The sequence below is a fragment of the Gordonia abscondita genome (assembly GCF_032711245.1).
Taxonomy (GTDB): domain Bacteria; phylum Actinomycetota; class Actinomycetes; order Mycobacteriales; family Mycobacteriaceae; genus Gordonia.
The window spans coordinates 1513362-1538645 of the sequence record NZ_CP128986.1 but is presented as its reverse complement, the minus strand read 5'-3'; the positions used below and the strand labels follow the sequence as shown (position 1 = coordinate 1538645).

General features: G+C 65.1%; 21 protein-coding genes. 6 read left to right on the top strand and 15 right to left on the bottom strand.

The features are described from left to right. Positions 1–168 precede the first annotated feature (168 nt). From MP11Mi_RS07195 to MP11Mi_RS07165, 7 genes are all read right to left on the bottom strand, one after another. Positions 169–2208, bottom strand: coding sequence for a hypothetical protein (locus MP11Mi_RS07195; protein ID WP_420041607.1), 2040 nt, complete (start codon positions 2206–2208; stop codon positions 169–171). After that, entirely contained in the window at positions 2195–3118 is a 924-nt protein-coding gene (locus MP11Mi_RS07190; RefSeq protein ID WP_420041606.1) for a decaprenyl-phosphate phosphoribosyltransferase, read from the bottom strand. The genes MP11Mi_RS07195 and MP11Mi_RS07190 overlap by 14 nt, the downstream gene beginning before the upstream one ends. Further along, complete coding sequence (locus MP11Mi_RS07185; RefSeq protein WP_420041605.1) at positions 3119–3700, bottom strand: phosphatase PAP2 family protein; 582 nt, start codon at positions 3698–3700, stop codon at positions 3119–3121. Then, on the bottom strand, positions 3681–5633 hold the full coding sequence (locus tag MP11Mi_RS07180; RefSeq protein ID WP_420041604.1) for a glycosyltransferase: 1953 nt from the start codon (positions 5631–5633) through the stop codon (positions 3681–3683). The genes MP11Mi_RS07185 and MP11Mi_RS07180 overlap by 20 nt, the downstream gene beginning before the upstream one ends. After that, a complete protein-coding gene (gene glf, locus MP11Mi_RS07175) occupies positions 5634–6833 on the bottom strand; it encodes a UDP-galactopyranose mutase (RefSeq protein ID WP_420041603.1) in 1200 nt (399 codons plus the stop codon). A 74-nt stretch (positions 6834–6907) separates the two neighbouring features. Next, positions 6908–8527 carry a SpoIID/LytB domain-containing protein gene (locus tag MP11Mi_RS07170; RefSeq protein ID WP_420041602.1) on the bottom strand — a complete coding sequence of 540 codons (1620 nt, stop codon included), beginning with the start codon at positions 8525–8527 and terminating at the stop codon, positions 6908–6910. Positions 8528–8707: 180 nt separating this feature from the next. Next, positions 8708–9097: a DUF5313 family protein gene (locus MP11Mi_RS07165; RefSeq protein ID WP_420041601.1), complete on the bottom strand. Its 390-nt coding sequence runs from the start codon at positions 9095–9097 to the stop codon at positions 8708–8710. 101 nt (positions 9098–9198) lie between these two features. On the opposite strand from MP11Mi_RS07165, the gene MP11Mi_RS07160 reads away from it, so the two are divergent. Both MP11Mi_RS07160 and MP11Mi_RS07155 read left to right on the top strand, forming a co-directional pair. After that, complete coding sequence (locus MP11Mi_RS07160; RefSeq protein WP_420041600.1) at positions 9199–9648, top strand: MarR family winged helix-turn-helix transcriptional regulator; 450 nt, start codon at positions 9199–9201, stop codon at positions 9646–9648. 183 nt (positions 9649–9831) lie between these two features. Further along, on the top strand, positions 9832–11196 hold the full coding sequence (locus tag MP11Mi_RS07155) for an MFS transporter (RefSeq protein WP_420041599.1): 1365 nt from the start codon (positions 9832–9834) through the stop codon (positions 11194–11196). On the opposite strand, the gene MP11Mi_RS07150 is transcribed toward MP11Mi_RS07155, so the two are convergent. From MP11Mi_RS07150 to MP11Mi_RS07130, 5 genes are all read right to left on the bottom strand, one after another. Continuing rightward, the gene (locus tag MP11Mi_RS07150) at positions 11197–12168 is read right to left on the bottom strand and encodes a D-alanine--D-alanine ligase family protein (RefSeq protein ID WP_420041598.1); all 972 of its coding nucleotides are present in this window, start codon (positions 12166–12168) and stop codon (positions 11197–11199) included. A gap of 10 nt (positions 12169–12178) precedes the next feature. After that, positions 12179–13324, bottom strand: coding sequence for an alanine racemase (gene alr, locus MP11Mi_RS07145; RefSeq protein ID WP_420041597.1), 1146 nt, complete (start codon positions 13322–13324; stop codon positions 12179–12181). A 222-nt stretch (positions 13325–13546) separates the two neighbouring features. Next, positions 13547–14422: an SGNH/GDSL hydrolase family protein gene (locus MP11Mi_RS07140; RefSeq protein ID WP_420041596.1), complete on the bottom strand. Its 876-nt coding sequence runs from the start codon at positions 14420–14422 to the stop codon at positions 13547–13549. Positions 14423–14548: 126 nt separating this feature from the next. Next, positions 14549–17950 carry a pyruvate carboxylase gene (locus tag MP11Mi_RS07135; protein WP_420041595.1) on the bottom strand — a complete coding sequence of 1134 codons (3402 nt, stop codon included), beginning with the start codon at positions 17948–17950 and terminating at the stop codon, positions 14549–14551. Positions 17951–18191: 241 nt separating this feature from the next. Then, positions 18192–18362, bottom strand: a complete 171-nt coding sequence (locus MP11Mi_RS07130; RefSeq protein ID WP_420041594.1) for a hypothetical protein — start codon at positions 18360–18362, stop codon at positions 18192–18194. 113 nt (positions 18363–18475) lie between these two features. Here MP11Mi_RS07130 and MP11Mi_RS07125 point away from each other — a divergent pair, with 113 nt between their 5' ends. After that, positions 18476–19078 carry a TetR/AcrR family transcriptional regulator gene (locus MP11Mi_RS07125; RefSeq protein ID WP_420041593.1) on the top strand — a complete coding sequence of 201 codons (603 nt, stop codon included), beginning with the start codon at positions 18476–18478 and terminating at the stop codon, positions 19076–19078. 1 nt (position 19079) lies between these two features. On the opposite strand, the gene MP11Mi_RS07120 is transcribed toward MP11Mi_RS07125, so the two are convergent. Together MP11Mi_RS07120 and MP11Mi_RS07115 are read right to left on the bottom strand one after the other, a co-directional pair. Continuing rightward, positions 19080–19622 carry a GtrA family protein gene (locus MP11Mi_RS07120; RefSeq protein ID WP_420041592.1) on the bottom strand — a complete coding sequence of 181 codons (543 nt, stop codon included), beginning with the start codon at positions 19620–19622 and terminating at the stop codon, positions 19080–19082. A gap of 41 nt (positions 19623–19663) precedes the next feature. Then, the gene (locus tag MP11Mi_RS07115; RefSeq protein ID WP_420041591.1) at positions 19664–20281 is read right to left on the bottom strand and encodes a TetR/AcrR family transcriptional regulator; all 618 of its coding nucleotides are present in this window, start codon (positions 20279–20281) and stop codon (positions 19664–19666) included. 427 nt (positions 20282–20708) lie between these two features. On the opposite strand from MP11Mi_RS07115, the gene MP11Mi_RS07110 reads away from it, so the two are divergent. From MP11Mi_RS07110 to MP11Mi_RS07100, 3 genes are all read left to right on the top strand, one after another. Then, positions 20709–21641: an alpha/beta hydrolase gene (locus tag MP11Mi_RS07110; protein ID WP_420042034.1), complete on the top strand. Its 933-nt coding sequence runs from the start codon at positions 20709–20711 to the stop codon at positions 21639–21641. After that, a complete protein-coding gene (locus MP11Mi_RS07105) occupies positions 21634–22131 on the top strand; it encodes a DUF732 domain-containing protein (RefSeq protein ID WP_420041590.1) in 498 nt (165 codons plus the stop codon). Before MP11Mi_RS07110 ends, MP11Mi_RS07105 begins: the two co-directional genes overlap by 8 nt. Before the next feature lie 283 nt (positions 22132–22414). After that, the gene (locus MP11Mi_RS07100) at positions 22415–24370 is read left to right on the top strand and encodes an SDR family oxidoreductase (protein WP_420041589.1); all 1956 of its coding nucleotides are present in this window, start codon (positions 22415–22417) and stop codon (positions 24368–24370) included. A 9-nt stretch (positions 24371–24379) separates the two neighbouring features. Here MP11Mi_RS07100 and MP11Mi_RS07095 read toward each other — a convergent pair whose 3' ends face one another. After that, complete coding sequence (locus tag MP11Mi_RS07095; protein ID WP_420041588.1) at positions 24380–25270, bottom strand: oxidoreductase; 891 nt, start codon at positions 25268–25270, stop codon at positions 24380–24382. Positions 25271–25284: the final 14 nt, after the last annotated feature.

Sequence of the window (25284 nt, the reverse complement as noted above, 5' to 3'; positions counted from 1 at the left end):
TCACGCGTGTCGGTACTGGTGCAGCCATCCGATTCGAGCTCGACCCGAGGGGGTCGAACCTTGTCACACTTGTATCGATCGATCAGGAAAGGACGTTACCGTTTCGAGATCATCGACAGCAAGTGCATGTCACATCTCTCACTCATATAGATCACAGGCTCCGCTTCGTTACTTCTCACTGAGATTCGCGGGCTCCTGCAGACCGCACCGAAGAATCTCGTACTCAGGCTGCCGTGCGATCCGATACCCGTTGAAATGCAGGGAGTCGGTCAAATTCGCCTTGAACCGCGCGAACGTCCACGTGCCCTGGTACGACGCGAACCGCTCTTGCGTGTCCGGACACGTCAACGCGACCTGCGCCAACTTCACCTGATCCTTCGACATATACGCGGGCAGCCCCGGCCGAGTGGTCACCCCACCCGACTCCGCGACGACCCACGCGCTCGACAAATCCTTGTCGTGCCCGATGCGGCCGTCCTCCAGTCGCGCCGTGTGCGCGGCGAGCGGATACGCCAACCCCATCTGGTCGACGACCCGGACATCCAACGGCGCGTTCATGCTCGTCATCCCGAGGTTGAGGAAGTAGACGGTGGTCTGCCGCGGGACGCCCGGCGGCATCTTGTCCGGCAGCGCCGCGACATACCACTCGTCGAAGTTCTGCGACGGCAGGATGATGCCGCCCGTCTTGTGCACATCGTGGATCGTCTCGACCATCGCACGCATGCGCGGGTATTCGAGGTAGTCCTCCGCCGTCACCGGGTTCTCGTTCGCCATGTTCGTGACGTAGAAGGTCCGCTCGTCGACGATCCCGTTGCGCCCGATCGTGGTTCCCGCATTGGGCAGGCTGTTCGCATGGACGGCGACACCCCACCAGACGGTGGCTCCCACACCTGCGAGCACGGCGACCGCCGCCGCGAGCTGTAGCCGCCCGCCGCGGGTCCGCACGGTGGCCGGAACCACGACGGGGACCACCATCACCGGCAGCAGCAGAATGAACAACGGAGTGAGCAGGACGCGACCGTGCATGAAGTCGCCGCCCTGACGCACCCAGTAGACCGACAGGATCAGTCCGGCGACGAACATCGTCGCGACAACCGCTCGGGGACTCTGCAGGCCGGTAGAAAGTGCGGAGACACGCTGGAAGAACCGGTCACGAGACGGCGGCGCCGCATGATCGTCGAGGACATCGGGAAGATCGTCGTCCCGCTCGACGACCGGACGGTCCTCGACCTCGTCGTCGGAGACGTCATCGGCCTCGTCGTCGGACGAGGACTGGTTCAGCAGAGACCCCGCGACCAGGAGCGCACCGACGACCGCCGCGATGATCACCGGCAGAAGAAGGGTGTACGGGCCGAACAAGTTGCCGAGGTACTGCAGTCCCTGCGACCACTTGGATCCGCTGGCGTCCTTGGCGATCGCCGGGTTGGGGACGAGCACCGCGTAATAGCCCATGCGGAATATCTGGTAGCCGACCGGCAGCGCGCCCGCGACGACGACCATCGCGACTCGCATCTTCCAGCCGATCTGCGAGCAGAACAGGAGCAGAAGGACGAGGACGCCGATGACGGCGCCCTCGGGGCGGATCAGCGGCGCGAGGCCGGCGGTAAAGGAAAGGAGTAGGAACGCGGTCCGCGACCACCGGGTCGGTTCACTGCCGCGGCGGTGCGCCCACGCGATCAGCTGGCACCAGAGCCCTGCGACCCAGAAGATCGTCAGGCCGTTCTCCAGCCCGGAGGTCGCGAAGTCGCGGGCGGGCGGGATCGCGATGTAGACGATCGCGCCGAGTGGCAGCAGCAGACCGAAACCCGTAGATGTGACTCGCGCGCCGTAAAGGCGCGCCGTGCCGTACATGGCGAGGGGGATCGCGGACACCGACAGGATCAGCGCCACCCAGAGCGCGACGTACTCGGTGTGTTCGGCCCCGGTGATCCACGAGAAGAACCACAGGATGTAAGTCCACGCCGTGGACGTATTCACTTCGACCCGCTCGCCCGCGTTGAATACGGGACCGTTCCCGGCGAGCAGGTTACGGACCGTGCGCAGCACGATCAGCCCGTCGTCGGCGATCCACCGGCGCTGCCAGGCACCGATCGCGAACAGCACGGTCACCGCGATCGCACCGATCGAGAAGCTCGTAACCGGGGCGATCAGGCGGCTGCCGATCAGGCGGTCACGAAGCGAGGAACGCTCTGTCTCAGACCGGGACATAGACGGCCACAGCCACGAGAACCACCCACGCCACGGCGAGCGCCTGCAGCACCCGGTCGCCGAGCGCGACCTCTTCGGGCTCGCCGGCCTGGCCGCCGTCGACGTCGACCGCGTAACGCAGGATCGCGATGGTGAACGGCACCATCGAGATCGCGTAGAAGACGTTCTCCTCATGGCTGGCGTCGAACGCCCACAACCCGTAACAGAGGACGACGGCGGTCGCCGACAGCGTCCAGACGAAACGCAGGTAGGTAGTCGTGTAGTACTGCAGCGACTTGCGGATCTTCGCGCCGGTGCGTTCCGCGAGCTGCAGTTCGGCGTAGCGCTTGCCTGCCGCCATGAACAGCGAACCGAACGCCATCACGAGCAGGAACCACTGAGAGAGACCGTCCGGCAGTTCCGCGGCCACGCCGCCTGCGATCGCACGAAGCAGGAAGCCGGACGAGACGATGCAGACGTCGACGACGGCCTGATGCTTCAGCCCGAAGCAGTAGCCAAGCTGGATCAGCAGATAGACGGCGATCGTTACCGCCGTCTGCCAGTTGGCGATGAAGGCGATGCCGACGGCGGCGACGGCGAGGACAGTTGCCAGGACGAATGCGAGATTGCGGGGCACCACGCCCGCCGCGATCGGCCGGAACCGCTTGGTCGGGTGCGCGCGGTCGGCTTCGACGTCGAGCGCGTCATTGATCAGATAGATCGACGACGCGACGAGACAGAAGGCGACGAAGGCGATCCCGACGCGCCCCATGGCGGCGCCGTCGGTCAGCGTGTCGCTGCCCGCGGCCATCGGGGCGGCCAAGACCAGGACGTTCTTGACCCACTGCCGGGGACGCAGCGCCTTGATCAGTCCCGCCGGAAGACTCTTCGGCGGACCGATGACGCCGGTGTCGTTCGGCTCCTCGCTCATCTACTGCTCCTCATATCTCGCATCGGCGGCGATGACCGCTCCGGCCGTGAGCGCCCCGACGATCGCACCCGCAGCCACATCGGAAGGGTAATGGACACCTAGCACCAAACGTGAAACGAGCATAGGCGGCACCAGTACGGCGGGCAGCGCGGCTGCGGGCAGACCGGCGGCTCGGCCCAGCAGGATCGCAGCGGCCGTCGTCGACGTGGCGTGGCTCGACGGGAAGCTCAGCTTGCTCGGCGTGCCTACCCCGACGCGGATAGCGGGATGGTTCGGACGGCGCCGTCGGACGATTCGCTTGATGACGACGGACGCAGCGTGCGCGGTGAACGCACCCGCGCCTGCCTCGACATAGCGGCGGCGCGCGACGACATCGCCCCTACGGTGCGCGGCGAGCGCGCCGGCACCCGCGAGCGCCAACCAGCCGAGAGAGTGCTCGCCGACATGGGAGAGTCCACGCGCACCCGGCAGGACGCCGGACCGGTCGGCGATCGCCGACTGGACGGCGACGAGCAACGCGGCCTCGCCTCGAGCGGGTTCGTTGCTGCCAGTTAGGTTCATCTCAGTCGATTCCGAAGACACGGGCCCAACTCTCCTTGCTCACCAGGTCGTCGTGCGCGTTCCGGTACTCGACGCGCATGTCGTCGAAGCGGTCACGCAACGCCTTGACGAGTTCAGCCGATTCGCGGCCGAGCGCGATCATCGTGTCGCGGTCGCGTTTACGGTAGACGACCCCGCGGCCGTCCGCCGTAGTGACGGTGACGCCGTCGACCCGCCCGAGAGAGAACCAGCGGGCTTCGATCGGCGGATAGTTGGCCTGCGGCACCTCGTGGTGGCGCGGGTCGGCGGGCCGAACATTGTTGGCGAGCGCCTTCACCAGGGTCTTAGCCTTGGCGATCTTCCCCTCGGGAGTGGCTACACCGAAGCCGGTTGCCTCGCCGGACGTGCGTGGCAGCTCCTGCGCGGACGGTAGGACGACGGCGTCCGGGTACTGCTTGCGGATGCCCGCGACCTTTCCGAGCGCGGTCGGCAAGATCGACCGGATGTGGTCGGGTCCGGCGAGGAAGTCACGGATCGCCTCGTTCTGGATCGCGACCGTCGAGTACTCGAGGCACAGCAGGTGTTTCGCGGTCGCCTTGGCCATCGACTTGAGAATGCCGTCGATCGAGCCCTCGGTGTACATCGACGCGACGACGAGGCGGTTGCGCAGATGGAAGTACGCCTGCCAGTCGATGGCGTCGTCCTTATCGCTCCACGCCATGTGCCAGATCGCGATGCCCGGGACGGTCGCCGTCGGATAGCCTGCGCGGGCCGCGCGGAGCGCGAACTCCCAGTCGTCCCACTTGATGAAAAGCGGGAGCGGCAGGCCGATGGTCTCGGCGACTTCGCGCGGATACATGCACATCCACCAGCCGTTGCCTTCGACATCGATACGGCGGTGCAGGTGCTGGCTGTTCTCGCGGTCAGTGAGCGGGTATTTGGCGAAATTGTGGTCGTACTCGACGTGTGGCGCCGCCGTCCACATGAACTTGTTGCGGTCGATGACCTCGCCCATGCAGTGCAGGTGGCTGCGCTCTTGCAGGTTGAGCATCTGGCCGCCGACGAGCATCGGGCTCTTCGCGAACCGCGACATGGCGAGGGCGCGCAGGATCGAGTCGGGCTCGATCATGATGTCGTCGTCCATGTACAGGATGTACGGGCTGTCGGTCAGGCGGAGCGCCTCGTAAAGGATCCGCGAGTATCCGCCGGAGCCGCCGAGGTTGCCCTGGTCGAAGATGTGCAGGCGCTCGCCGAGCGCTTCGGCAGCCTCGGTGTAGCCGGGCTCGTCCACCACTTTGCGGGTGCCCTGGTCCGGCATGAGGACGGCGTCGATCACGCCGTCGACCAGCGGGTCGGACGTGAGTGCGGCGAGGGCCGCGACGGCATCGGTCGGACGATTGAACGTCGGGATGCCGACCGTCACGTTGGCCGAACCGCGGTCGGGCGACGGTTCGACGGTCGCGTACCAGCCGGCCGACAGGATCTCGGTGTCCGTGTCGGTGGTGACGTCGAACCAGATCCAGCCGCCGTCCTCGAACGGGCCGAGGTCGGTCTCGAGTTCGAGGACACCGGTCCCGTCATCGCCGACTTCGACGAGGTCGCCGCCGATGGCGATGCGCGAACCGTCGATCTTCGACCGGTACAGGTCGACGCGGGCGGGAGGCACAGGCTTGGTCCCACTTGATTCGCTCCCGGCGATGCCACGTAACTCCACTCGCAACACGACCGACGTCAGAACGCTCCAGCGCCGCCAGTACGACGCGGGGAACGCGTTGAAGTAGGTGGCGAAACTCGCCTCCGAGTCGGCGCCGAGCGTGACACTCGTCCGGTTCGGCGCGTGGGCGCGTCCGCTGTTGGTCGACGCCTCCTCGAGGTACAGCGATCGCACGTCGAGCGGTTCACCCGGCCGCGGGAAGATGACCCGCTGCAGGAGGCTGACGGCTGTGCTTTGCGTTCCCGTTTCCGAGTTGCTCATCTACTCCGCTCCCGACGCCAGCGGCGCACCGTCGCGCAGGTGCGGTGCCAACGTGTTGTCGAACATGGTCAGTGCACTGGCGATCGCCATGTGCATGTCGAGATACTGGTAGGTGCCCAGACGTCCGCCGAACAGCACCTTGTTGTCGGTGGTCTCGGTTTTGGCGAGCTCGCGGTAGGCGGCGAGCATCTCGCGGTCGTCCGGGGTGTTGATCGGGTAGTACGGCTCGTCGTCGTCCTTGGCGAACCGGCCGAACTCACGCATGATGACCGTCTTGTCGGCCGGGTAGTTCTTGCGTTCCGGATGGAAGTGGCGGAACTCGTGGATACGCGTGAACGGGACGTCGGCGTCGTTGTAGTTCATGACGGGCGTGCCCTGGTAGTCACCGGTCGGCAGCACTTCGGTCTCGAAGTCGAGGGTCCGCCAGCCGAGCCGTCCCGCCGAGTAGTCGAAGTAGCGGTCGAGCGGCCCCGTGTAGACGATCGGCGCTTCCGGGTTCGCGACGCGTAGGTCGTCGCGGACGTCGAACCAGTCGGTGGACAGGCGGACGGTGATCTTCTCGTCGACCGCCATGTTCTCCAGCCACGCGGTGTAGCCGTCGACGGGCAGTCCCTCGTGGGCGTCGTTGAAGTAGCGGTTGTCGAAGGTGTAGCGGACCGGCAGGCGGGTGATGTTGCCCGCGGGCAAGTTCTTCGGGTCCGTCTCCCACTGCTTAGCGGTGTAGTGCTTGATGAACGCCTCGTACAGCGGACGGCCGATCAAGCTGATCGCCTTCTCCTCGAAGTTCGCAGCCTCCGCCGACTCGATCTCCGACGCCTGCTCGGCGATCAACGCGCGAGCCTCGTCGGGCGAGAAGTACCGACCGAAGAACTGCGAGACCAGGCCTAGCCCCATCGGGAACTGGTATGCCTGACCGTCGTGCATCGCGAAGACGCGGTGCTGGTATCCGGTGAAGCCCGTGAACTGGTTGACGTATTCCCACACTCGCTCGTTGGAGGTGTGGAAGAGGTGGGCGCCGTACTTGTGGATCTCGATGCCCGTCTCCGGTTCGGCTTCGGAGTACGCGTTTCCGCCGATGTGGTCGCGGCGGTCCAGGACGAGCACCCGCTGTCCGAGCTGGGTCGCTGCGCGCTCTGTCACGGTCAGGCCGTAGAACCCGGAGCCGACGACGATCAGATCGAATTCACTGTTGTTCGTCACAACAGGTCAGGGTAACGGACCGAACCTGAGTATTCACCGAGCACGCGGCCGGGCGGGCGGCAGATCACAGTGGATCAGCGCAGCCCGTCGGCGGCCGGGAACCCGAGTGTCTGTAGGCCGCCCTTGGCCAGGTAGTCCGTGAGAGCGTCACCGAACAGTGCGTGCGCGCCCGTCAGCGGGCTGAAGTAGAGGACGCCGTTCTGCAAGACTTGGACGAGTCCCTGCATGCCGTGGCCGTCGGTGAGGAGTTCGGGGGCGCTGACGACGCCGGTGGAGCCTTGGCTGTTGTCGCTGCGCTCCCAGCTCACCGGCCGGTCGAGCGCCACGGCCTTCTGGTTGAGCGCCTTGGTGCCCTCTTCGATGAGTTTCTGGATCAACGGTTGGACCTGGCTCGTGACACCGTCCAGATCGGGCATGCCCATCACGGACAGTCCGGGAACCACCTTGTTCAGGACGTCACCGAGTGGACCGAGGTCGAGGAGTCCACCACCGGGCGAGGACGGACCGACCTGCGGCTTAACGATCTTCGGCATCGACTTCTGGCCTTGGACGGCGAACCAGTCGGACTTGAGCTGCAGTTTGACGCGCGCCTGATCGCCGGTCGCCTCCACAGTGCGATCGGTTCCGACGACGCGGACCTTCACGACGCGGCCGCTGCCGTCGCCGAGACCGTTGGCCTCGCTGACCTCGAAGCTCTTGAGGCCGCCGACACCGAAGGCCGACGCGATACTCGCGGCGCTGACTGTCGCCTTCCAGTCGTGGGTCGGTGAGATCGAGTCGCCTGCGTCGATGACGGCCGGGAAGAGCCCGCCCGCCGTGTACCCGCCGGTGGACGCCGAGAACTCGGTGAGCGCCAGCTTGCCGTTGAGTAGCCGAATTTGGCTTGCGGTCGCGTCGGCGGCACGGCTCGTGCGCGGATCCTCACCGCCTGCCCCGTGGTACATCTGCGACTGCTGGGTGTTGTCCATCTTGCGACCCTGTTCCAGACCCGCGAGGACGTACGAGCGAGCGGCGACGGCCTGCGCCTTGAGCGCTTCGAAGCCGCCACTGTCGCCCCACGATGGCATGGACTCCTTGGGGATCACGCCCTTGACGTAGTCATCGACGTGCAACTTGTTGATGACGCCGGACGAGTCCAGACCGATGGAGCCGCGGTAAGCCTCGTCGCCCGAGCAGAAGGTGAGGAGTTCGTTCGCGGGACGATTGGGCGCTGTGTTGATCGGGTCGACCTGGGTGGCCTTGACCGTCTTGACGACCGCTCCGCCGCATCCCTGAGTGATGGCGGCGTTGCCCCCGGACAGATTGACCGCCTGTCCGGGAGCCACCGTCTGGCCACCTACGCGCATGCCCGCTGCCGCATGAACACTCACCGACTTCTTCTCACTGAGTGAGACCGTGACGTCGGGTTTGCTCACCTTCCCCGCGGTGGTGTTGCCGTAGTAGTGACGCAGGATCTGATCCGCAGACCACCCCTTCTTGGCGTAGCCGTACGCGCCCCACTGTCCGAGGCCGCGGCCGTGACCGTGCCCGTGCCCGGTGAGGGTGATCGGCGAATCGGCCGCGAGGCCGACGTCACCGTCGAGGATGTCGGTGCCACCGATGACCAGACCGCCTACGACGAGCGCAGGGGCCAGCCCCAGAGCGGCAAAGGTGAGACTTCTCTTCTTGGCGCGGCTGGGTCGGACATTCGGCACTACAAAACCCCTTTGGGCGGGACCACACACAAATTCCGTGGCCCGTGTGACTAGTGGGACTCCTGTGACAGTAGTGAACAAAGCGGTGCCGTGCCAAGCCCGCAGGGTCACAACCGCGTCACGTCTATAGAACACAGGTTCGACCACTACGCACGCCGGTCCGATCGGCAGAGCCGCCGACTAGACCAAGGTGCGACGCGAGGCGTACACAGCCTCGTACTTCACCTTCGCCAGGTCCGCCGCCGCCTGCTGACGCTGAGTCAGCGGAGAGTGCCCGAGCCCGTGCTTCACGAGCCTCCTAACCCGGTTCTGGTCCATGTACGCAACCGAATAGATGAACGCCAGTAACGCCCCGAGCAGCACCATCAACGCACGGATCCACCACTCCCCAGGGAAGCCGAAGTATAGGGCGAGGTAGATCGGAACGAAGGCGGCCTGCGCGCGAGCCAGATGCCGCGGCATCGCAAACCGCCCGGTCAGATCGTTGCGGACCCAGCCACGTTGCGAGGCGGGCAGCTTCGCCCCGTACACGTAGCCGATCCACTGGAACGGATTCGGGCGACTACTCACGGCATCTTTCCTAACGTCGATTTAGTTGTGCACTATTGAATATTGCACAACATGCCTGCGCGATTCAATAGCGCACGACACGATCGGTCTACACTGTCCCCATGAGCACCGAGATCGACGACAATCCACTACTCCTGCACCGCCAGGTGTGCTTCGCCGTCGCCGTCGCCAATCGGTCGATCCTCAAAATCTATCGACGCGTTCTCGAACCGCTCGGTCTGACCCATCCGCAATATCTCGTGATGCTCGCCCTGTGGGAGACGTCGCCGCTACCAGTCAAGGAGATCGGCCGCCTCCTACAACTCGATTCGGCGACCCTATCGCCGCTACTCAAGCGCCTCGAGGCCAACGGACTCATCACCCGCAGACGCAACGTCGACGACGAGCGCAACGTCGACATTCTCCTCACCGACGCGGGAACCGACCTGCGAGAGCAGGCACTCGCCATCCCCGGCCAGGTCGTCGACGCCCTCGGCGCCGACCTCGAGGACCTCGAAGAGCTGCACGCGGTGCTGACGAAGATCAACGACGCCGCGCTCCGCGCTACATGATCAACGACGCCGCGCTCCGCGCTACATGATCAACGACGCCGCGCTCCGCGCTACATGATCAGCCAGGCCGCTCTGAACGGTGAACTCGGCTCGATTCACAGAACCGCGGACGCCGCGAGTAGAACAGAAGGCGTGACCCCCCGCCCCCTCCCCGTTCACCTGCGAGTTCGGGGCGGAGACTCGATGAACACCAGCAGGTCACTAGTTCCCAGCCTCATCTACGCGGCGCTGACGACGTCGATCGTCAGTTCGCTCGGAATGCTGCTGGTGCCGTCAATCGCATCCGAACTCGGTGTGTCGGTGGGCTCCGCGCAATGGATGCTGACGGTGAACCTTCTGGTCGGTGCTGTCGCCACCCCGATCATGGGCAGACTGTCCGACGGCCTGAACACCAAACGCCTGCTGCTGATCTCGCTCGCCGTCATCCTCATCGGATCGGTCATTGCCGGAGCAGCGCCGACGTTCGGAATCTTCCTCATCGGTCGCGCGCTGCAGGGCCTGACATACGGAATCGTGCCGGTGACCATCGTGCTGGCCCGACGCCACCTCGGGGCCGGTCGAGCCGAGCCGGCGATCTCGACGCTGTCGGTCACCGTCGCGACCGGACTCGGCCTCGGCTATCCATTGACCGGTGTTCTCGCAAGCCTCCTCGACTACCGCGTCGCCTTCTGGTTCGCGGCCCTCTTCGTGCTGACAGCGATCATCGTCGTCTGGAAATGGGTCCCCGCCGACGGCGAAGCCGGGACGTCCCGACCATTCGACACCGCCGGCGCCACCCTCTTGTCCATCGGCCTGGCTGGGCTGCTCATCGCCGTCAGCCAAGGATCCCATTGGGGCTGGCTGTCGGCGCCGACGATCGTAGTCGCCGTCGTCGGCGCGGTCTGCCTCGTCACGTGGGCGATCATCGAACTGCGTTCACATGATCCGCTGATCAACTTGTACGTCGTCAAGTCGCCCGACGTTCTGCTGGCTAACCTGACCGCCATCGGCCTCGGTGTCGCGATGTACATGAGTCTGTCGACCATCAGCATCATCGCGCAAGCCCCGAAGGCCAGCGGCTACGGCCTCGAACTGCCATTGTTCTGGGCCGGATTCGTGATGCTCCCGCTATCGATCGGCAGCCTCGCAGGGAACCGCTTCGTCCGATGCCTCGGCGCCGGATCGATGACGACCATGCTCCCCGCCGGATCATCGTTGATGGCGGCGTCCGCGCTGATGATCTGGCTGACCAACGATCAGCTGTGGGAGATCCTCGTCGGAATGACCCTGTTCGGCCTCGGCATGGGCTCGGCGTACGCGGCGATGCCGACGTTGATCGCCCGCAACGTCGCCGTATCCGAAGTGGGCAGCGCCGTCAGCTTCAACCAAGTCCTACGCACCGTCGGCGGCGCAGTCGGTAGCGCGATCGTCGGCACGATCCTCGCCGCGAGCCCCGGCGAACACGGCATCACCACCGCACTCGGCGTCGGTGCGGTGACCGCGACGGTGGTCTCCGTCGCGCTCGTCGTCAACCAAATTCGGGTGGGACGCAGGCAGACGACGGGTTAGTTACCGCAACTTCTCACCGGCGATAGCGTCACTGACCAGCATATTCACCAGCTCTTGATACCCAGTTCCCGCCGCGTCAAACATTTTCGGCGCTTGCGACTGTTCGGTGAACCCGGGCATCGTGTTGGCCTCATTGAGAACCGGGCCGTCCTCGGTGAGGAAGAAGTCGATTCGGGCCAGACCGCGGCAGCCGAGTGCGTCGTACATCGTGATGGCCGCATCAGCGAGCGCAATATGATCGGCGTCCGCGATATCTGCGGGGACACGGAAACCTGCGGCCCCACCGTACTTCTCCGCATGACCGAATAGTTCCTCGACGATGATCTCCAGTGCCGGCGCGACGAACCGGGACCCGTCGGGCCGGCCGAGGACCGCGACATCGATCTCCCGGCCGACGACGACGTCCTCGACCAGCACGCGATCGGCGAACCCGAACGCGTGAGTCAACGCCGTCGCCAGTTGGACGGGCGTACGCGCCAAGCTGACTCCGAAGCTGGAGCCCGCCGAAACCGGCTTGACGACCACCGGGTGCGAGAAATCGTAGGACGCCGCTGTGCCCTCAGTCAGCAGCGTCGACGGTGCGGTCGCGATGCCCACCGCACCCGCGACGAGTTTGGTGGCCCACTTGTCCATGGCCAGCGCCCCAGCGCCCACCCCGCTCCCCACATACGGGACCCCGACTAGTTCACAGAGGGCGGCAACTGTTCCGTCCTCACCTCGGGGCCCGTGCAGAACAGGAAAGACGACATCGCAGTCACGAAGCGTGGTGACCGCTGCGCCGAACTCGATCTGTTGTCGACCCGCATGCCAGCGGCCTTGCGGATCGATGGTGAACGGGACCGCCTGATGCCCGAACGACTCGAGCGCAGCGACGACGGCGGCGGCAGAGGCGACGGATACATCGTGCTCGCAGTTCTCGCCGCCGCCGACGACGGCGACTCGGTATTGAACAGTATCGGGCTGCTTGATCACGCTGTAGTCCTTAATGGGATTGAATCAGTGACGGTGTGACGGTGTGTTGCAGTCGCCGTCCGAGGCCGGTGACGATTTCGTGCTCGATGGTGTCGGCCCATCGCGCCCAGTCGCGAACGGTAGGTTCGCCCGCGTCGCCCGGTCCGAACAGCATCGCCAGATCACCTGGAGCGGCAGGCAAGTCACCGATGTCGACGACCGTCATGTCCATGGAAATGAGACCGACGATCGGACAACGTCGTCCCGCCAGCAGTACTTCGGCCCGCCCCGACGCGACACGCGGCAGACCGTCGGCGTAGCCGAGCGGCAGGAGCGCCAACCGGGTGGGTCGTTCGGCGACCCACGTGTGTCCATAGCCGACCGCAGTCCCAGCACGCACCGAACGAACCGTGATGACCGGCGCAGTTAACGTCAGCGCGGGCCGGAGTTCCGTGGTCTTCGACGGATCGATCCCCACGAGACCTGCACCGATACGACTCATCGTGTGATGTGTTCGGCAATCGGTGAGGGTCGCGGCCGTGGCCGCGAGATGGCGATCCACTGGACACAGGCCTGCGCCGCGCGCGACTCGCAAGGCCCACGAGAAGCGTTCTCGCGCCGCGTCGTTCGCCGCAACGACAGCAGGGGTGCGAGTCGACTCGCCCGCGCAGCCGAGATGCCCCATCACACCGACGACTCGGATCAGGCCGTCGTGTTCTGCCCGCGCGGCAGACGCACACACGGCGGGCCAGTCGTCGGCACACACACCATCGCGCGCCATGTCGACGTCGAGGTGCAGATGAACCCGGCTGCCCGGTGCGACCCGTGTGAGCGCACTCAGATGCTCCAGCGAGGGCACTGCAACGTCGATCCGTGCAGCCTGTGCCGCACGCCAGTCAGCATCGCCCGGGTTGAGCCACGAAAGTACCGGAGCGTCCACGCCGTCGGCGCGCAACGCAAGCGCCTCCGCCAGGCTCGCGACCCCGAGCCGACCGGCCCCGTGGGCTAGCGCGGTGCGCGCGACTGCCGTCGCCCCGTGACCGAAGCCGTCGGCTTTCACCACCGCCATCAACTCTCCGGCCGCACGGTCGGCAAACAGGCGAGTGTTCGCGGCAACCGCGTCGAGGTCGATCCGCAGGAGGGGGCCGCCCCCGACCGCACTAGAAATGGCCCTCACCCCCGAGTACTTCGACGAGCGACGGTTCCGAAAAGAGACCCCCACGACCGCCGACCCCCGAAGACCACGATGAACAAATCGTCATGCCTACGACGATCACCGACCGCAGTCCCACGTCTATCCCCTGCGGGTCGCAATACCGTCGCACTTCGGGCGCAACGCAAGCCGCCGTCTGGTGCCACGGCGTGGCACCAGACGGCGGGTTCGTTAGGGCTCGGAGCCCTACTTCAGATCGAGAGTCTTGGCCGCGACCGCGGCCATGCGCCGCTCCCCGAGCGCGTTCGGATGAACGGGGACGAGTTGGACGGTAGTGAGCAGCGGCTCAACCCACCGCACGCCGACCGGCTTGCAGGCGTCGTGCCCGGTTGAGGCAGTCGCGACGTCGACGAGAGTCACACCCGTCGACTTCGCCGCGCGCGCGATCGCGTCATTGAGCTCGGCCTGCACACGATGGGTGAACTTGCTGTCTCCCGCCGAGATCGGCACGCCGTTGCACGGCGCATTACGGTCGGGTGTGATCCACGGGTAGTTGAGCGCGGCGACGCGGGCGTTCGGCGCCTTGGCTCGCACCGCTTTCATCGCCTTCACCAGGTTCGGATAGGTCGTCTCACGAATCGTCTTTGACGCCGACTTCGCGTGCTTCGCCTGGCACGGCGCGCCGCGCATCGCCGTGCCGATCCCCTCGACCACGCAATTCATCACGGTCCCCGAGAAGAGGCTCTCGTCATTGCCTCCGATGGAGAACGTCACCAAATCGACGCTGTCGTCGAGCGCGTCGAGCTGACGCTTGACGCCCGACGTCTGCGGGGTGAAGAAGTCCGCGGTCGACGCGCCGCCGCAACTGACATCGGTGAGATCGAAGCCGTTGGACCGAGAGAGGATCTTCGCGTAATTGTCCGCCGACTGCCAGCAGACGAGGCTCGCGTCCGGCGCAAGCGGAAGCCCTCCCGAGCCAGCCGAATAGCTGTCGCCGAGGTTGACGTACTTCACCGGCTCGGGGCTGGGGCTGGCATTCGCGGCCCCCGGCACCAGCCCGACGGCCAGGATCGCCGAAGCCGCCAACACCCCTGCCGCGGTCACCACATTCGTGAAACGCATCCACAATCCTCCGCACCGATCAATCGAACAACTCCATGTACGGGGTGCACGCTAATCCACTGAGCGCGGCCGCATGGGTGAAACGGCTCGATTCGTTGTGTTACATCGAGTGTGGCGTGGGCGCCGCTACTCGTCGTGCAGGACGACGAGGAGGTCACCGGCTTCGACCTGAGCGACCTCGCCGATCGATGTGCGGGTGACAGTGCCGGAGTGCGGCGTAGTGATCGGCGCTTCCATCTTCATCGCTTCGATGGTGCCGATCTGGCCGCCGGCCTCGATGTGGTCGCCCGCGGTGACCGACAGGGTGACGACGCCCGCGAACGGTGCCGGGATGTGGCCCGAGTTGTTCTTGTCGGCCTTCTCGGCGGTCTCGACGTCAGCCTTGATCGACCGGTCCCGCGCGGGCACCGGCCGCAAGTGCCCGTTGAGGATGCACATCACCGTGCGCATGCCCTGCTCGTCCGGCTCGGAGATCGCCTCCAATCCGATCAGCAAGTTGACCCCCTTGGACAATTCCACGCGGTGCTCCATACCCGAGCGCAGACCGTAGAGGAACTGGGTCGCCGACAGACGTGAGGTGTCGCCGTAAGTCTCGACGTGCTCCAGGTACTCCTTCGTCGGACCCGGGAACAACAGCCGGTTGAGTGTGGAGCGACGCGTCGCCGAATCGCCTGCCAGGGCGGCCTCGTCTTCCGCGGACAGTTCCGCCTGCGGTTCGGGTTCGCTGCGCCCTGCCAGGGCACGACTCCGGAACGGTTCGGGCCACCCGCCGACGGGCGTGCCGAGTTCGCCTTGCAAGAACCCGATCACCGAGTCCGGAACGTCGTAACGCGCGGGATTCTCGGCGAACTCCTCGACGTCCACGCCCGAACCCACGAGCGCCAGCGCCAGGTCGCCGACGACCTTCGACGACGGCGTCACCTTCACCAACCGGCCGAGGAGACGGTCCGCCGCGGCGTACTTCGCTTCGACTTCCTCGAAACGATCGGCCAGACCGAGCGCCGTGGCCTGAGCCCGCAGATTCGACAGCTGGCCGCCCGGGATCTCGTGCGTGTAGACACGGCCCGTGGGTGCGGGGACGCCGGACTCGAACGGCGCATACACCTTTCGCAGCGTCTCCCAGTACGGTTCCAGCTCGCACACTGCTTCCAGATTCAAGCCGGTGTCATGGTCGCTGTGCGCTGCCGCTGCGACGATCGCCGACAGGGACGGCTGGCTCGTCGTTCCGGACATCGGTGAACTCGCACCGTCGACAGCGTCCGCACCTGCCTGCCACGCGGCGAGGTAGGTGGCCAGCTGTCCGCCCGGTGTGTCGTGGGTGTGCACATGGATCGGGAGATCAAACTCGGACCGTAACGCCGACACAAGGGTGGTCGCCGCAGGTGCCCGCAGCAGTCCTGCCATGTCTTTGATCGCCAGCACGTGCGCGCCCGCGTTCACGATCTGCTCGGCCAACCGCAGGTAGTAATCGAGCGTGTACAGCTTCTCATCCGGATCCGACAGATCGCCGGTGTAGCTCATCGCGACCTCGGCGATGGTGGTGCCGGTCTCCCGGACTGCGTCGATCGCCGGCCGCATCTGGTCGACGTTGTTGAGCGCGTCGAAAATCCGGAAGATATCGATCCCGGTCGATGCCGCTTCGGCGACGAACGCACGCGTCACCGACTCCGGGTACGGCGTGTACCCGACAGTGTTCCGGCCACGGAGCAGCATCTGCAGGCAGATGTTGGGGACCGCCTCACGCAGTTGGGCGAGCCGATCCCACGGATCCTCCTTCAGAAATCGCAGTGCGACGTCGTACGTCGCGCCACCCCAGGCCTCAATCGACAGCAGCTCCGGCGTCAACCGCGCGACGTACGGTGCGACGGCGGTCAGGCTGGACGTCCGCACCCGTGTCGCCAGCAGCGATTGGTGCGCGTCACGGAACGTCGTATCGGTCACCGCGAGCGCCTTCTGCGCACGCAAGCTCGCCGCGAACCCGTCCGGTCCGAGTTCGAGCAGTCGTTGGCGAGATCCGGCGGGCGGCTCGGTCGACAGGTCGACCGCCGGCAGTTTGTCGGCGAGGTTCACGTGGACCGGCCGCACCCCGTTCGGGTGGTTCACGGTGACGTCGGCCAGGTACGACAAGATCTTCGACGCGCGGTTGCCCGACGAGTTCAACGTCAACAGCTGCGGGTGGTCTTCGATGAACGACGTCGTCACCCGACCTGCCCGGAAGTCCGGGTCGTCGAGCAGCGCTTGCAGGAACGGAATATTGGTCGCGACGCCGCGGATACGGAATTCGGTGACGGCCCGGCGCGCGTGCGCGACCGCCGACTCAAAGTCGCGTCCACGACAGGTGAGCTTGACCAGCATCGAGTCGAAGTACGCGCCGACCTCCGCACCGAGTGCGGTGCCACCGTCGAGCCGGACGCCGCCGCCGCCCGGTGTGCGGTAGCCGGTGATACGGCCGGTATCGGGCTGGAAGCCGTTGGCGGGATCTTCGGTGGTGATCCGGCACTGCAGGGCGGCGCCGCGGATCTTGATCGACTCCTGCGACAGGCCGAGATCGCTCAATGTCGCGCCCGCGGCCACCCGGAGCTGCGACTGAACCAGATCGACGTCGGTGATTTCCTCGGTCACCGTGTGCTCCACCTGGATACGCGGGTTCATCTCGATGAACATGTGCTGGCCGCGCTCGTCGACGAGGAATTCGACCGTGCCGGCGCACGAGTAGTCGATCTGTTTGGCGAACGCGACCGCGTCCGCGCAGATCTTCTCGCGGAGCGCGGGATCGAGGTTGGGCGCAGGCGCCAGTTCGACGACTTTCTGGTGGCGACGTTGCACCGAGCAGTCGCGCTCGAACAGATGGATGACGTTGCCGTGTGTGTCGGCGAGGATCTGCACTTCGATGTGGCGCGGGTTGATGACAGCCTGCTCGAGGAACACCGTCGCGTCGCCGAACGCGGACTCCGCCTCCCTCGACGCCGCTTCGATCGCTTCCCGAAGACCGCTGATCTCTTCAACGCGGCGCATGCCGCGGCCGCCACCGCCAGCGACAGCCTTCACAAACACCGGGAAGGTCATCGACTCTGCTGCCGCGAGCAGTTCGTCGATGTCGTTCGACGGCTCCGACGATGGCAGCACCGGGAGCCCTGCGGCCTTCGCTGCGGCGACAGCAGTCGCCTTGTTGCCGGTCAACTCCAGCACGTGCTGCGGCGGACCGACGAACGTGAGGTCGTTCGCCGCGCACGCGGCGGCGAGATCCGGGTTCTCCGACAGGAATCCGTAGCCCGGGTAGATCGCGTCGGCTCCCGACTTCTTGGCCGCGTCGATGATCAGGTCGATGTCCAGATAGTTGCGCACGGGATGGCCGGGCTCACCGATCTCGTACGACTCGTCGGCCTTCGTGCGGTGCGCCGAGTTCCGGTCCTCGTGCGGGAAGACCGCGACGGTGCCGATCCCCAACTCGTAGGCCGCGCGGAATCCGCGGATGGCGATCTCGCCACGATTGGCGACAAGGACTTTCGTGAAATTCGTGCTGGTCATCGGATCGGTGGTTCCTTTGATCATCGTCGGGCGACACCTGCGCCTGGTGTGGCGAGGCAGTCGCGTTTACCGGTGCGCGGTCGTTACGGCGCATCGCTTCTCAAACGCTAGTCGGCACGTCGTCCGACCGGTACGGGTCTGCCCGATCCCGTCGATGAGTTCTTAAGATGAGTCCGATCACCGTGCGAGATGACACACGCCGACTCTGCCCGTCGAGCCGAGGCGGGGACTCTGCGTCGCGCTACGCGGCGCGGCGCGAAGCGCCGTCCCACTCGGTCAGATCGATCGGCTCCATGACCAGCGGCTCGACGACGTCGGCGTAGTACGTCGGCGTCGCGCCGTGGCGGATCGCGTTGGCGGTGTCGAGTGCTCGGATGAAGGTCCGCACCCCACGTCCCAGTGACTTCAACATGTCGTTCTCCTTCGCGGGATCAATGCCCCGGCTCGATGCTTGACCAGTCGATTCAGGCACCTGCACGACCCGACTCGTACACCGACCTGTATATGCCACCTATACTGCCCTGTGTGGATACCAGTGTGCAACCGAAATCTCTGACCCCTGCAGCACGCGCCATCCTCGACTCCGCATCCCGCCTCTTCTACGAGCAGGGCATCAACTCGGTCGGCGTCGACACGATCTCCGCCGACGCCGGGGTCACCAAGAAGACCCTCTACGACCAGTTCGGATCCAAGGCCGCTCTCGTCGTCGCGTATCTGACCGAACGAGACCAGCACTACCGCGAATGGGTCGCGCGGACATTGGCCGAGATCGACGATGGGGGCACTTACGACAGGGACGCGAAGGCTCTCGCAGTGTTCGACGCATTGCAGTCGTGGATGGACGAGCACAGCCCGCTCGGCTGTGCGTTCGTGCACGCACACAGCGAGCTCGTCGGGACCGCCGACCATCCGGCGCACGAGGTGATCCGCGTCGGAAAGTTGTGGATCAAGGATTTGTTTGCCGATCTGACACGCGCGGCAGGGCATCCCGATGCCGACAGCCTGTCGGTTCAGTTGTTGGCCCTGATCGAGGGCGCCACAGTTCTGCGGTCGATCTCAGATCTTCCTGAGGCTCTGCCTCAGGCCCAGCGCGCGGCGGCGGTGCTGTTGCGGACGGTGAACGCTTGAGTCAGCGGCCGTCGAAAGGGTCCGAGTCTGCCGTCGACTCCGCGACGTCAGCGTCGACGCCGATCAATTCCGGGAACACCCACTTCCGGAACGCCCACCACCGGAATGCCATCGCCACCAGTGTGCCGATGATCGAGCCGCTGACGAAGTCAGCCATGTGTTCCCCGAACGCGGACAGGTTCGGCATCTGAAGGTCGAGCACGTAGCGTGACATCGCGAGCGGAATCTGACTGATTCCGAGGGCGATCGCGCTGACGACGAAGAACAACGACGCCTCGTGTCGAGCGGATCGTCCGCCACGTTCGGCGAACGACCATTCGCGGTTGAAGACATACGACACGATGGTCGCGATGAGGGTGGCGATCGAGAACGCCGTGACTGGCTTCTCGTCGAGCACGGTCGTTTTGAGGCCGAAGAACAGCACCGTCGTCAACACGAATGTGAACAGCCCGACGAGAGCGAACCGGATGAACCCGGCGTAGGCGATGACGGTCGGAAGAATCCGCTTCGGAATCATGCTGACGAGCCACTTCGACGGGTTCATCGCAGCGAGCCTACCGCCCACGCCGCCGCCGTCCATTCCGGTCAGCGATCGCGAACGAAGACACCGGCCCGCGCAGCGACGACGGTCGCCGCGGCGCCCTGCGTGGCGACTGCGACATCCACCGGTTCGTCGGATCGCAGGAACCGGAAGTAGATCGGCGCCAGCAGATGGTCCATGACGTCGACGGCGTCGGTCTTGACCGGGACCGCTCCGGCGACCATTGCCCGCTCGACCATCGGCAGCGAGCTGGAACGGAGCGTCAGGAAGCCGTTGCGGATCACTCGAGCGACGGACTCCAGCGACGACGCCTCCGACACAAGTAGGGCGCGGAGGACTGCCCCCGGCGGACCGTTCAAGACTTCGACGGCAGACTCGCTGTAGATTCGCAGATCATCGTCGAAGGATCCAGTGTCCGGTGGATGGTCCATCAGCAGGTCCGGCGACTCCAACGCGGCGACGAGCAGCGCCTCCCGGTTGGACCATCGTCGATAGATGGACGTCCGGTGGACGCCGGAACGTGTTGCGACACCGTCGACGGACAGTCCTGCGTAGCCTTTCTCCACCAGTTCGACCAAAGTCGCCTCGAGAACGGCGGCTCGAACCCGAGCGCTGCGCCCACCCGGGCGCCGCGCCTTCACCGGGCTCTGATCGTCGGCCATGCAGCCATAGTCGCGCCTGGACACCCGGTCAAGCAAGCACGGTGACCGCTTAACGCGATGACCCGTTGTAATAGTGGACATTTCCACAGCACAGACACTGCTTCACACCTTAAATATATCGGTGACCACCCTAAGAGAATCTAATATTCGAATAGCACCTGGTAGCTAATGCGACTCGCCGTAGGAATAGTTCGTCAGATTCAAAGAGGGCCGCATTGTTCAGATCCGTGATGGACATCACAATCAGGTAACGCACTTATCCCTCTCGCCGAATATCCAGCCAATGACATTCCAACCTATCGAGGTCGACGAACGAGTCGGCGAACTAACGAATGGAGAACGGGTGCGGATTTCTGGATTTCAGGGTCTACTCAAGAAGCCGATGGCGGCCCTCCTGGCTGGCACATCGGTATCCGCACTGGTATTGATGGGCGGCACGGCGGGTGCCGCGAGCGCCGACACCGCGGCCCAGACCTGGTGGATCGACTCCTGCGGCATGCCGACGCAGAGCAAGGGCGGTCCCGCGAAGTCGGTGAAGGTCCGAGCGTGGACGAAGCCGGGAAATAAGAAGACCGTGGTCATGCTCGACGGTCTGCGCGCCACCAACGACGTGAGCGGCTGGGAGCACAACACGAAGGTCGGGCCGGAATTGGCAGCCAAAGGCGTTAATGTCGTACAGCCGGTCGGTGGTTATATGAGCTACTACAGCGACTGGAATACGCCCGACAATTTCAGCAATCAGGGATATACGTACAAATGGGATTGCGTGATCACAAAGAGTCTCGTCGAGGCTATGGATAAGAAAAAGCTTCGCGGGCCGTCTGGTAAGTATGCGATCATGGGCTTATCGATGAGCGGAAGCTCTGCGTTGATCATCGCCGGCAACAACAAGAACAATTTTGATGCCGCTGCGTCTATGTCGGGATATTTGAATCTGTCCGCTCCGGGCATGCGAGAAGCGATCCGCGCATCGATGATCGCGCCGATGCTGGACGGCGGCACGCCCGCGATGAACTCAGACGCCATGTGGGGTCCCCCATGGAGCACTCGGTGGCTCGACAATGATCCCTTCGTGCAGATCCACAAGCTAGACGGGTTGAAGAAGCTGTTCATCAGTACCGGAAGCGGCATCCCCGGGTACACAGCGACGCCGGAGGCTATCCTCCGCAATCCCGCACTCATCGTGCAGGGTGCACCTCTCGAGATCGCCGCGTCAGCGTTGACGCACGCGTTCGACTTGCAAGCAGCCGTCAACCAGGTTCCACACACCACATACTTCCCGGCGCAGGGCCTGCACGACTGGCCGTACTGGAACGACGCCGTGTGGAGCGCATACCGACAGGGGTTCTTCAATGTCTGATCGTTTCTTCCTCCGAACGTCCGCCGTCGGCATCGCCGCCGTAGGTGTCCTCACTCTGGCTGCATGCGGAAGTTCGACTGACGAGAGTCAGCCGCCCTCCGCCACGACCCAGTCCTCAGCGGCCGTCTCGTCGAGCACCACGTCCAGTTCGGCCCCGCCAGATGCTTCATCGTCGACACCGCCGCGACCGACCGCGAAGTCGTCGGCGGCTCCACAGGCCGCCTACCCACCGCGAGGCACTACCGAAGAGATAGCGCCACCGAAAGGCGACAAACGGTCAAAGTTTCTCGCCGAACTCAACCGTGGCGGGGTGAACGTCTCCGACGCCACCGCGGTCTCGCTTGGCACATCGCTGTGCGGCATCAAAGCGACGAACGGCGATAAGACCGCCCAGGAGTACGCGAAGCCGGTACTAGAAGCCGACTCCGGGAAGACTCCGAGTCCAGCACAGGTGAAGAAGTTCGTCGACGCGGTCGATATCCTCTGCTGACCGGAGTCTGCTCGGTCATGCGACGGACAGGCCGCGGGAGGCCGGGCCGCCAACCCGGTCGCCGACCACCGACCGGAACTCGCCGGTCGCGAACATCAGCGTGATCGGCCGCAGACGACAATTCCTCGCCAGGGTCCGACAATTCTTTATCATCCGAATTTCTTGATCTCGACGTCACCGAAGCAGACCTTGCCATCGCGTGTTGTAAGTGTCAGACTGGCTTTACCTTACTCAACAGTAAGATTGTTTGGCCTGGTAGAACCGGCACAATCGAGGAGTAGCCATGCAGACGATTCTCATCACGGGTGGTAACGGGTTCATCGGCCGGCGGGTTCTGGAGCGACTCGCGCCAGTCGAGGAATACACGGTTTGGGCATTGGTTCGGGAACGTTCGACTCACGACTTCGCGACCTTTCTGAGTCGAATCGACGGCGGTGACCGAGTCGTCGTAGCGAACGGGGACATCACCGAGCCGGGTCTGGGAGTCGAACCGACGACAGTCCCTCAACGACTCGACCACGTCCTACACCTGGCTGCCATCTACGACATGGATGCGAGCGACGCCGCACAACGCCGCGTCAACATCGAGGGCACACGGCGGGTCGCCGAATTCGCGCGGGGAGCCGGTGCGACCTTGCATCACGTCTCATCGATCGCGGTCTCCGGCGACCATCGCGGCCGGTACACCGAAACAGACTTCGACCTCGGGCAGACGCTACCCACGCCGTACCACCAGACGAAGTTCGAGGCCGAGAAGACCGTGCGCGAGTGCACCGATCTGGTTTGGCGAATCTATCGGCCCGCGATCGTCGTCGGCGACGCGACATCCGGCCGTATCGACAAGGTCGACGGTCCGTACTACTTCTTCGAAAGCCTCGCCCTGCTCGGCGCGTTGCCGTCCTGGCTACCGATACCCTTCCCGAACCTGGGAAAGACCAACATCGTCCCGGTCGACTTCATCGCCGACTCGATCTGCGCCCTACTTCCGGTTGAGCCGAGTAAGCAGCACGCGGTCTACCACCTGAGCGATCCGAACCCGCCGTCGATCACCGATATGTACAACGCGCTGAGGTCAAGCTTCGGCGGCCCACGAGCCTTCAACGCCGTCTCGAATAAACTGGTGCAGCCCCTCGTCCTCCGATCGCGAAGGGGCAGGCTCCGTACTACGCGCGACGCCGTCGCACGCGGACGAAACATCCCCCCGGCTGTGCTCGACGCAGTGTCGTTCTCCGCCGACTTCCGTGCTGACACCACATCGAGAACACTCGACGGCCTCGGAGTCTCACTGCCGGCATTCGCCGACTACGCACCCACGATCTGGAACTACTGGCGGGATCGACTCGACACTCGAACGAACCGCAGGCCGTCACCCGACGGGCCGCTCGACGGCCGAAACATTGTGATCACCGGCGGCTCCAGCGGGATCGGTAAAGCCACCGCGGCCATGTGTGTCGCGCGGGGCGCGAACGTGTCAATCGTGGCGCGAAACCCAGCGCACTTGACGAGCACCGAGGCCGAACTGCTCGCCGTCGCACCCAAGCCCGGCATCTCCCGAGGGTCGGTGCACGCCTATCCGTGCGACGTCGCCGACGAGACTGCCTGCCGGGAACTGATCGCACGGATCATCGCCGAGCAGGGCCACGTGGACGTCTTGGTGAACAACGCCGGGCATTCGATCCGGCGGGAAGCGTTCAACTCGGTGGATCGGGCGCACGACTACCGCCGCTTGATGGACGTCAACTATTTCGGCGCCGTCTACTTGACGCTCGCGCTCCTGCCCCACATGAAGCGCAGGCAGGTCGGCCACATCGTGAACGTCACCTCGGTCGCGGTGCAGGCCCACGGCCCGCGGTTCAGCGCGTACACGGCGTCCAAGAGTGCGATCGAAGCGTTCAGCGATGTCGTCGCCGTCGAGACCCAGTCGTCGCACATCACGTTCAGCAACGTCCGGCTGCCGCTGACGAAGACGCCGATGATCGCGCCGACCAACTCCTACAAGCGATTGCCTGGCGTGTGGAGCACCGAGAAGTCGGCGGCCCGTGTTCTTCACGCGATCTCTGATCGCCCGGCAACCGTGAACACGGCCCAGGGGATTCTCATCGGCTTCGCCCGCCGCACTTTCCCTAAGACCACCAGCAGGGCACTGACTGCGACATATCTGATGGGTACCGACTCCGAAGCGGCGCGGGGCGAGCGGCCTGTCGCCGCGGGTGAACGACCGGCCCGGCTACCGGGGTGACGCCGTCGGTCAGCCGCCGAACGGCACCCCGGTCAATTCTTCCGACAGACCCCACAGCGCGGCGCACACCGAGAGGTCACTCGCCCGAGCAGTCCGGCCCGCGAGCGCGGGATGCCCACGGGTCTCGTTGAGCTTGTCCGGCCCGACGTAGGACCCGCCGGGCAGATCCTGACTGGCGGCGAACAGCATCGGCCACGCACCGGCCTCGGCGGATTGCGCGATCACCTTATTGCCGAGGCGGCCGGCCCAGTCGAGCGCGGCGTTGTCGGTCCGCGTCTGCAGGTTGGTCGACGCATAGCCGGGGTGTGCCGCCAGTGAGCGGACCGTCGACCCCGACGCGGTGAGTCGGCGCTGCAGTTCGAGCGAGAACATCAGGTTGGCGAGCTTCGACTGGCCGTACGCGGCGACCCGGTTGTAGCTGCGACGCTCCCAATTGAGGTCGGCGAGGTCGATGCGTCCTGCCCGGTGCATCATCGACGACATCGTGACGACCCGGTCGGTGATGTGCGGCAGGAGCAGATTGGTCAGCGCGAAATGGCCGAGGTGGTTGGTGCCGATCTGCGTCTCGAAACCGTCCGCGGTCCGCCCCTCCGGCACGTGCATCACGCCCGCGTTGTTGGCGAGGACCGCGATGTCGCCGGACCATTCATCGGCGAACGCTCGGACCGACGACAGGTCGGCGAGATCGAGCCTGCGTACCTCGGTGTCGCCGTCGACCGACGCCGCGGCCTCCTCCCCCTTGACTGTGTTGCGGACGGCGAGAACGACTTTCGCCCCCACCCGCGCGAAGTGGCTGGCGGCGACGAGCCCGAGCCCGCTGTTGGCTCCGGTCACCACGACCGTGCGGCCCGTGAAGGACGGGAGGTCGTTCGAGGTCCAGGCCATCGTGTCGTTGCTCATGTGACTGTTCGTAC